The sequence below is a fragment of the Microbulbifer epialgicus genome (assembly GCF_041447265.1).
Classification (GTDB): domain Bacteria; phylum Pseudomonadota; class Gammaproteobacteria; order Pseudomonadales; family Cellvibrionaceae; genus Microbulbifer; species Microbulbifer epialgicus.
In genome coordinates, this window is the sequence record NZ_JBGMEK010000157.1 from 1 (window position 1) to 4,497 (window position 4,497).

Below are 4,497 nucleotides of genomic sequence, written 5' to 3' on the forward strand. Positions count from 1 at the left end.
ACATCCCTGTAAGCTCGTAATCGGCATCCATGCCTCATACGGTCCCGAGCGCAGTGTATTCTTTTCTTCCCCCCTTTTTAGTAACCCCACAGCTTTTGACAGCATACTAATTGATGTTTGAAAGCGTTTGACCAGACAGTCTGGATAACAATTCTAAGCACCCGACACCCAGCGATACCCTTTCTGGCCCATGTAAGAAGCCAAAAGCACAGATTTATCTCTATCTTGCCGTAGCACATGATGGAGTAGCTCTTGTGTATAGCTTATAAAAAAACTGTTTCTAAAATACGAACACTTGGTTTCATGGGGCTGGATTGTACCTCTTTTACGCACATTTAAAATTGGCTCTACACACAAACATGCTGAAAGAGATTTTTAAGATGAAAATTAAACAGATGATAGCGGCTGCAGCCTTACTATTTAGTCCGGCAGTATTCGCCGACAATATTTTGGTGGTTATGTCTGATGCATCAGAGATGACGTTAAAGGCGGGCACGAGCTATGAAACTGGATTTTACAGTAATGAGTTAATGGAGCCGGTTAAGATTTTCCTTGATGAGGGGCACACGCTAACCTTTGCGTCACCAAAGGGTATGGCACCTACTCTCGATGTAAATTCTGATACTCTCGATCATTACAAAAAGGACCAACAATACTATGATGCGCATAACTCTTTACTTGAGAAGTTAAAGATAACCGACCCGGATAGTTCGCCGGTCGTCAGTTTTTCACGTATCGAACAAATAGGTATTGAGAATTTTGATGCGATATTTGTTCCCGGTGGACATGCACCTTTAGCTGACCTTGTAGCCAATGATCTGTTAGGCAAGTTTCTGGCCCACTTTAACAAAAAAGGAAAACCAACTGGATTGGTCTGCCATGGTCCAGCGGCACTGCTATCAGCACTTCCGAACAGTAAAGAGTTTGAGGCCAGTATGAAGCGCGGCGAAAAACCGCAGTCTGCAGCCGGCTGGATTTACGAAAATTATGACCTTACCTCTTTTAGTAATAGTGAAGAAGCAATCGCGACTAAATATTATTTAAAAGGGGATGAGTTATTCTATACCCCTCAAGATGCATTGACTTATGCTGGTGGCGATTACAAGCGCGCTAAAGCTGACTGGGGGGAGAAAGTGGTTGTTGATCGCGAACTGATCACTGGTCAAAACCCTGCATCTGCGGTGGGTGTGGCCAATGAAATGCTCAAAATGATGCAATGATTCGGCTATCTTTCGATACATTGCCAGCCCAGTCTTAATGATTGGGCTTGTTATTAGATTTTTGCCCTCCTCCTATTTTCAAAGTGTTGGAGTGGTGATTTGGAGTTTCGATCAGCTAAATTTATGTGAATTTTGAATTGGTTGACGCCTGCTGGGCTGGCAAGAATGTTTGTTTGGGTTATTACTATTATGCTACTAAGATAATAGGAGTTTCCCATGATTTTTTAAGTAAAAATTGTATTAATTGGTAATGCTATGAATAGCTCGATATTTCAGAAAAGTCATGTTGCTGTTATTAGTGGCGGCGCTGATGGGGTTGGCCTGGCGGCGGCAAAAAAATTTGCATCCATGGGGATGAGGATTGGCATAATCGACCTAAATGGAGAGAAAATTTCTGAGGCTCTAAAGGAGTTGCCGGAATCAACACTCCCATTTATTGTGGATGTAGGGGATATGCAGTCATTAGAAAAAGTGAAGGCTGAAATTGTTGGGCGTTTTGGTCGAATTGATGTTCTTATGAATAATGCTGGTATTAGCTATCCAACTAAGAGTTGGGGAAATTTTGACAATTGGCAAAGTATAATCAATACCAATTTTTGGGGAGTTGTTAACTCCATACATGTATTTTTGCCGCAGCTCATTTCGCAGGATCACGCCTCTTTAGTGGTAAATACCGGATCTAAACAGGGTATAACAACACCTCCAGGGAACCCTGCCTATAATGCAAGTAAGGCTGCTGTGAAAGTGATCACCGAAGCGCTTGAGTATCAGCTTAGAGAGCTATCCTTTGAGGGTGGTTCGCGCGACAAAAACAATAGAATTTCATCGCACTTGTTGATACCAGGGTTTACTTATACGGGAATGGTTAGCAGCCCGCAAAAACCTCGATCGGCCTGGACTCCAGATCAAGTTATTGATTTTATGCTTGAGCGAATAGAGCAGGGCGATTTTTACATTCTTTGCCCAGATAACGATGTGACTCGCGAAATGGATAATAAGCGCATAGCATGGGCTGTAGGTGATATCATTGAAGACAGGCCACCCTTGTCTCGCTGGCATCCCGATTATGCAGATACTTTTAAAAAATACATGGATTCCTGATTGCCATAAATTAATAAGCACTTGATGGAATAGCCAGTAAGCTAGGTAAATAGCTACAGACGATGAATAAAGTCTGCAGCAAAAGGGCTTAAAGTATAATTGCGCCTGAATCCTGCAGCTAATCAGAAAGCGCTGCAGGATAGGTTTCAGCCCTTATAAGGAGGCCACTTTTAATGAGATTCCGGTACAGGCCTCTATTGCCGACCAAATAACACCGATAATTGCATTCCAGACCTTCTCGATCGTAACAGCGAGAAGACCGCGTAGGGTTTTGGCAAAATTCAGGGCCATATCCTCCAGGGAGTCCAGAAAGTAATCCCGCAAATCTTCTCCAATTTCATTGCTGATAATAGCTTTGGCTATTAACTGTGCCTGTAATGCCAGGGCCGATAGCTGTCGCTCCGAAAAACCGCGAATCTCCGCAACATTGTGGTTAATGACAGATGATGCAGCGTCTTTAATATTGGAAATCAGTTGGTTTGTGTCAAGTGACATGTCGAAATCCTTAGCGATTCAGGAATGATTCGTAGGTGAGTGCCTGGTCCATCGAGATTATTACCTCATTTTTAAAGAGGGCCACGGCACCAGAGCGCAGGCCCTTGTCTTCGTCCTCCTCACGCATCTTGTTTAGGCTGGAGGAAATTTTCTGCAAGGAGGCAACACTGGGTGGTTGCTCCTCAAAAATAAGATTTCTATCCGCGGAGCCCAGGTAGTTATTGATTTTTTTTAGTGTTTTCTTATTGGGGATCGGACGAGTGTTGGACTGCATTGCCAGTGCATCTACTTTTCCAATCAAAGAATGGTAGCTCTGGCTTCTCTCCTTGTAGGAGTCCTTGCTGGTACCATGGGAAACCGATGAGAAAAATTGCATTAACTCGGCATTAACTTCCGTGAGGTCTGCATAGAGTTCGGCATCATATCTTGGGGCTAGCTGCGTGCAACTTGTGACAAGTATTGCCAAAAAGATAAATGCAGTGGATGCCAGCTTGGTGGGGGTGGGAAACATCATTGCTCTCCTTGCTATTAGCGTATTGTTTGTATTTGGTTATTGGGTTTTCTATTTTCAGCTTTTAGTCCTGCGGGCTTAGGCCGACTCCATAATTGTTTCTGTGCTGGGGGCTGAGCTTGTATTTCGCACTTTAAAGTTTGACCGTAGGAATTTCACAGCTTCTGGGTTATCGAAGTGCCGAGAGTATACACGAGCTGCCAGATTTTCGGAGATAGTACCGAGCTACGGTGGACCGCAGAGACCGGAGCCTCTGCGGTCATACTGGTGGGGAGGGTAATCAATCAACCAATTCTTCCTTCAGCTCTACTAGAACAAATTCGTTACCATATAGGTCCTCAAAATGAGCAAACTCAGCACTGGCTTCCGTTATATGAGGCTTGGTGAAATTTACACCATTTGCTATTAGGCGCTTGTACTCGCTATTGAAGTTATCTGTATAAATAACTGCGCAGGGTTGTCCGGCGGTTTGCTTTCCGATATTTTGCTCCTGTACTTCTGATGAGGCCTGTAACAGCCAAATGCCCATATCTTTTTGTTTGGGGAGCCGCACATGTACGAATCTAAGTGGCGGGGCTTCTGAATCGACAAATACTTCAAATCCCAGTTTGTCTCGGTAGAATTCAATCGCCTCTTCGTAATCCCTAACCAGAATTACCAGTCTTCCAATAGAGTTCACTGTCGTATCTCCTCTTTTTGATAAGTTCGGTTGGAGAGTTTTGTAAATAGAATTACTTGAAATTACTGGTGAAAAATTTTACAGGAAGTCTGTGCTAGAGTAATCTATATGGTTGGAATACACGACAGCAATATATCTTTGTGGGATTTTTTTGTTGATTTTATCCTGGATCAAAATCACTTATGTCGGTTGAAATAAGAGAGTGCTTGTTGGAGTAGGTTAGGGGCCGCTGAATGATTTCGTAATGCTGCTTCAAAGACATTGAATTTAAAGTTGCGCAGATAGATCGTGACCTTATTGCTCGCCTTATAAAGGCTGGCAAGTAAGAGTTTGATGCAAAGTTTGGCAGCCGCTCAGAATCTGCTGACTGCCAAGTAGCTGTTACTGAGTCAGATGGAAAGAATACACTACACTCGAGACGCGCTGTGAATACATCCCTGTAAGCTCGTAATCGGCATCCATGCCTCATACGGTCCCGAGCGCAGTGTATT

General features: G+C 43.5%; 5 protein-coding genes. 2 read left to right on the forward strand and 3 right to left on the reverse strand.

Annotation, left to right across the window (positions count from 1 at the left end; translation table 11 throughout):
• Positions 1 to 380 precede the first annotated feature (380 nt).
• Both ACCI49_RS23655 and ACCI49_RS23660 read left to right on the forward strand, forming a co-directional pair.
• The gene (locus ACCI49_RS23655; RefSeq protein WP_371841703.1) at positions 381 to 1,220 is read left to right on the forward strand and encodes a type 1 glutamine amidotransferase domain-containing protein; all 840 of its coding nucleotides are present in this window, start codon (positions 381 to 383) and stop codon (positions 1,218 to 1,220) included.
• 255 nt (positions 1,221 to 1,475) lie between these two features.
• On the forward strand, positions 1,476 to 2,321 hold the full coding sequence (locus ACCI49_RS23660) for an SDR family NAD(P)-dependent oxidoreductase (protein ID WP_371841704.1): 846 nt from the start codon (positions 1,476 to 1,478) through the stop codon (positions 2,319 to 2,321).
• 153 nt (positions 2,322 to 2,474) lie between these two features.
• On the opposite strand, the gene ACCI49_RS23665 is transcribed toward ACCI49_RS23660, so the two are convergent.
• From ACCI49_RS23665 to ACCI49_RS23675, 3 genes are all read right to left on the reverse strand, one after another.
• The gene (locus ACCI49_RS23665) at positions 2,475 to 2,816 is read right to left on the reverse strand and encodes a hypothetical protein (protein WP_371841705.1); all 342 of its coding nucleotides are present in this window, start codon (positions 2,814 to 2,816) and stop codon (positions 2,475 to 2,477) included.
• Between the two features lie 10 nt (positions 2,817 to 2,826).
• On the reverse strand, positions 2,827 to 3,330 hold the full coding sequence (locus ACCI49_RS23670; protein WP_371841706.1) for a hypothetical protein: 504 nt from the start codon (positions 3,328 to 3,330) through the stop codon (positions 2,827 to 2,829).
• Between the two features lie 277 nt (positions 3,331 to 3,607).
• Entirely contained in the window at positions 3,608 to 4,006 is a 399-nt protein-coding gene (locus ACCI49_RS23675) for a VOC family protein (RefSeq protein ID WP_371841708.1), read from the reverse strand.
• Positions 4,007 to 4,497: the final 491 nt, after the last annotated feature.